Raw genomic sequence first — 4,584 nt, forward strand, 5'->3', positions numbered from 1 at the left:
GGCGTGAGGGGAGGGCGATGATCGGGCCGGATGCGGCGGCCACGCCGGCCAGTGTGGCCGAGGCGGTGGCCGTGCAGGAGGCGTTGCGGTCGCGGGTCGATCTCGTCGGGCCCGGTCCGTCCGAGCCCGTGACGGTGGCCGGGCTCGACGTCGCGTACGCCGAGAGCGGTGACCTGCTCGCGGCCGCCGTGACGGTGCTCGACGCCCGCACGCTCGCGGTGGTCGACCAGGCCGTGAGCATCGGTCGGCCCGCCTTCGGGTACGTCCCGGGTCTCTTCGCGTTCCGGGAACTGCCCGCGCTGCTCGCCGCGCTGGACCGGTTGACCACCCGGCCGGAGCTGCTGGTCTGTGACGGGCACGGGGTCGCCCACCCGCGCCGGTTCGGGCTCGCCTGTCACCTCGGGGTGGTGACCGGCCTGCCGGCGATCGGGGTCGGCAAGACGCCGCTGGTCGGGGACTGGGCGCCGCCGGCCGTCGAGCGGGGTGCGTGGTCGGCGCTGCGCGACGGGGACGACGTGGTGGGTCGGGTGTTGCGGACGCGCGACGGGGTGAAACCGGTCTTCGTCAGCGTCGGCCACCGGATGAGTCTGGACAACGCCGTCGCCCGGGTGCTGGCGCTGACTCCGCGCTACCGGCTGCCGGAGACCACCCGGAGCGCCGACCGGCTCTGCCGGGACGCCCTCACCGCGGCGCGGGCGGCGACGCCACCCGCGAAAGGCTGACCCACCCCGGCCCCCGCCGAGCTCGTCGATCAAGAGGGTTGCGTCATCGTCAGTCCGATCCCTGACGCAGATCTCTTGATCAACCAAAGGCCACCGTGCGGCCCGGCCACCGTGCGGCCGCGCGTTGCTGAGGAAGGGGGTCAGGTCCCGCACGGCTGCGCGACGTGCGGGACCTGACCAGGGGCGGAGGCGCTGACGAGGTAATGCGGCACACATGTGGGCCGCTCTATGACCAGTGCGGCAGGTGGGGCGGTAGTAGCCTGACCCGGGCCCTTTCCCCGGAGCGAACGGCGAGGTGATCATGGCAGTACGGCGGCACGTGGCGCGGTTCGCGACGGTCGGCGCGGTGCTGGGTGGTCTGGTGCTGCTCGGTGGGTCGCCCGCCCTGGCCGATGACGACTCGGTGCGGGTGGGGGCGGCCAACAGCTTCCGGGCCGGAGGCTCGGCCCAGAGCGTGAACGTCGAGGTGCGTAAGCGCAGCGACGGCTGCGTGCTGCTGCGTACGGCGCTCGGGCTGCGGCTGGACGGCCTCCAGGCGGACCGGGTGCGGGTCGAGGTCAACTACGGTGGCCGCTGGTTTCCGGTGCCCGTCAGCGGCGGTGGCGGCACGGTGAGCACGACGCCGACCGCACCGGCGAAGCCGACGCTCTGCCGGGGCAAGGGCATCACCGTCCGTTACCGGGTCGCCTTCGTGGCCGGCGCGCCGGGCGGGCGGCTCAGCGTGACCGGCGAGGCCACCAACGCCACCGGCCGGACGCTCGGCCGGGACTCGGACTCGGCGCGGGTGGAGGGTTCGCGGGTGACGGCGTCCCCCACTCCGTCGAAGAAGCCGTCGCCGAGTCCGACGCCGGTGGCCACCGAGGCCACCACCGAAGCCGATTCGACTCCGGCGGCGCTGGCGGCGCCGACCGGACCGAGCACCACCGACAACGCCAAGGAGTCCTCCGGTATGTCCCCGATCATGTTCATCGGTCTGGGCCTCGTCGCTCTCGGGGCGCTGCTGATCGGGCTGCTGGTTCGCAGGTCCCGGCAGGACAGGTCCTCCGCCGACGAGCCGGTCACGGCGTCGGCGGGCTACCCGGGTGCCACCACCTACCGCGCCGGCGGCGGCGTCCCGGCCCGCCCCGGCCAGGTCTACGGGCAGCCGCCCGCCGGCGGTGCGGTCTACGGCGCGCCCGCCCAGCGGCCCGCGGGCGGCGGCGTCTACGGCACCCGCCCGGCCGCGGAGCCGGACCGGACCCAGCCCGTCCCCGGGCAGCGGGGCGGCAGGGGGCCGGAGAGCGCGCCGTCGATGCCCACGACCGGCGGCGAGCACACCGTACTCATGCCCCGGCTGCCCGACTGACCAAGGCTCGACCGGTGCCCTCCGATACGCTCAGGGTTGCGTGACGACCTGAGGCCGAGGAGTGAACTGGTGTCTGACCTGTCCCAGATCGTGAAGGCGTACGACGTCCGCGGGACGGTGCCTGAGCAGTGGGACGAACGGGCCGCCGAGGCTCTCGGCGCCGCGTTCGTCCAGCTGCTGAACGCCACCGACGAGCCCGGCGACGCCGTCGTGATCGGGTACGACATGCGAGCCACCTCGCCCGGCCTGGCCGCCGCGTTCGCCACCGGGGTACGCGCGGAGGGGCGCTCGGTCATCGAGATCGGTCTCGCGTCGACCGACATGCTCTACTTCGCCGCCGGCTCGCTGGAGCTGCCCGGGGCGATGTTCACCGCCAGTCACAACCCGGCCCGCTACAACGGGATCAAGATGTGCCGCGCGGGCGCCCGCCCGATCGGGCAGGACAGCGGGCTCGCCGAGATCCGCGACCGGGCCCAGGCGCTGCTGGACAAGGGCGAGTCCCGGCCGGCCGGGAAGCCGACGCGCGCGGTCGAGCGCCGGGACATGCTGCCGGAGTACGGGGCGTACCTGCGCAAGCTCGTCGACCTGTCGCACATCCGGCCGCTGAAGGTGGTGGTCGACGCGGGCAACGGCATGGCCGGCCACACCGTGCCGAGCGTGCTCGGTGACGCGGTGCTGCCGGCGCTGCCACTGGAGATCGTGCCGCTCTACTTCGAGCTCGACGGCAGTTTCCCCAACCACGAGGCCAACCCGCTCGACCCGGCCAACCTGGTGGACCTCCAGCGGGCGGTGGTGAAGCACGGGGCGGACATCGGGCTCGCCTTCGACGGTGACGCCGACAGGTGCTTCGTGGTGGACGAGCGCGGCGAGCCCGTCTCGCCGTCCGCGATCACCGCGCTGGTCGCCGCCCGGGAGCTCGGCAAGTACCCGGGCGCCACCGTGATCCACGGCCTGATCACCTCCCGCGCGGTGCCGGAGATCATCCGCGAGCAGGGCGGGGAGCCGGTGGTGGCGCGGGTCGGCCACTCCTTCATCAAGGCGGAGATGGCCCGCACCAACGCCGTCTTCGGCGGCGAGCACTCCGCGCACTACTACTTCCGCGACTTCTGGTTCGCCGACACCGGCATGCTCGCCGCCATGCACACCCTGGCCGCGCTCGGCGAGCAGTCGCTGCCGCTCTCGGTGCTGGCCGGCGAGTACGAGCGGTACGTCGCCAGCGGTGAGATCAACTCGACGGTGGCCGACCAGGCCGCCACGATGAGTGACGTCCGCGGCGCGTACCCGGACGCCGAGGCGGACGAGCTGGACGGGCTGACCCTGCGCTTCCCCGACGGGGCGTGGTTCAACCTGCGCGCGTCGAACACCGAGCCGCTGCTGCGGCTGAACGTCGAGGCGCCCACCCGGGATCGGATGATCTCCCTCCGTGACGAGGTGCTCGACCGGGTTCGCCGATAAGATCGCCTGCGCCGTCGACACCGCCGACGGTCAAGCCGCACACGTGGAAGGAGCCGCGCCGTGGCCCTGGATCCGCAGTTGCTCGAGATACTCGCCTGCCCGGACACGCACCACGCACCGCTGAACTACGACGCGCAGGCGCAGACGCTGACCTGCACCGAGTGCGGCCGGATCTTCGAGGTCCGCGACGACGTGCCGGTGCTCCTGCTCGACGAGGCACGCGGCGGACCGGGGCAGCAGTCGTGATCGACGGTACCGCCGGGGTCAGCGGCCACAGGGAGGCCGACGAGGCGCTGCTCGACGACGCGGACGCGCTCGCCGAACGCGACCCGGGCGGCATGCTGCGGCACACCGCCGCGGCGGGCGCGCAGGTCCGTGAGTCGGCCGCGCTCGCCGCCGAGGCGAACCTGTCCGTACTCGCCGACGAGGGGCGGCCGCGCGCGGTGGTCATCGCCGGCATCGGCACCGCCGGCCGCACCGGTGACGTGCTCGCCACGGTCGCCGGACCGCGCTGCCCGGTGCCGGTCATCGCGCACCGCAGCGCGGGCGTGCCCGGCTGGGTGGGGGCGGCGGACGTGGTCATCGCCGTGAGCGCCTCAGGCCGCAGCCCGGAGGCGCTGGGCGCCGCGGAGGCGGCGCACCGGCGGGGCGCCCGGCTGGTCGCGGTCGGTGCGCCGGACTCGCAACTCCAGTCGGTCGCCGAGCGGGCGCGCGCGCCGTTCATCCCGGTGCCCCGACGCGCCCCGGCCCGGGCCAGCCTCTGGGCGCTCACCGTCCCGGTGCTGCTCGCCGCCCGTGCGCTCGGGCTGGTCAAGGTCAACGAGGCGGACCTGGCCGAGACCGCGGCCCGGCTCGACGCGGACGCCGACCGTTGCCGGCCCACCGCCGAGTCCTTCGTCAACCCGGCGAAGTCGCTGGCCCTGGGGCTGGCCGGGTCGATCCCGATCGTCTGGGGCTCGTCACCGCTGGCCACCGTCGCGGCGCGCCGGTTCGGCGACACCCTCTCGGCGAACGCCCGGTACCCGGTGGTGACCGGGGCGCTGGGCGAGGCCGGGCGGGGCC

General features: G+C 74.4%; 5 protein-coding genes. All 5 read left to right on the forward strand.

The features are described 5' to 3' along the window. The first annotated feature begins 17 nt into the window (after window positions 1–17). Window positions 18–722, forward strand: coding sequence for a deoxyribonuclease V (nfi, locus tag E1211_RS30845; protein ID WP_132353561.1), 705 nt, complete (start codon window positions 18–20; stop codon window positions 720–722). Between the two features lie 301 nt (window positions 723–1,023). Next, a complete protein-coding gene (locus E1211_RS30850; RefSeq protein WP_132353563.1) occupies window positions 1,024–2,067 on the forward strand; it encodes a hypothetical protein in 1,044 nt (347 codons plus the stop codon). A gap of 69 nt (window positions 2,068–2,136) precedes the next feature. After that, window positions 2,137–3,522: a phosphomannomutase/phosphoglucomutase gene (locus E1211_RS30855; protein ID WP_132353565.1), complete on the forward strand. Its 1,386-nt coding sequence runs from the start codon at window positions 2,137–2,139 to the stop codon at window positions 3,520–3,522. 60 nt (window positions 3,523–3,582) lie between these two features. Continuing rightward, a complete protein-coding gene (locus tag E1211_RS30860; RefSeq protein WP_076471238.1) occupies window positions 3,583–3,768 on the forward strand; it encodes a Trm112 family protein in 186 nt (61 codons plus the stop codon). Continuing rightward, on the forward strand, window positions 3,765–4,584 hold an 820-nt coding region (locus E1211_RS30865), incomplete at its 3' end, for an SIS domain-containing protein (protein ID WP_132353567.1). The genes E1211_RS30860 and E1211_RS30865, both read left to right, overlap by 4 nt.

It is taken from the genome of Micromonospora sp. 15K316 (genome assembly GCF_004348525.1).
Classification (GTDB): Bacteria; Actinomycetota; Actinomycetes; order Mycobacteriales; family Micromonosporaceae; genus Micromonospora.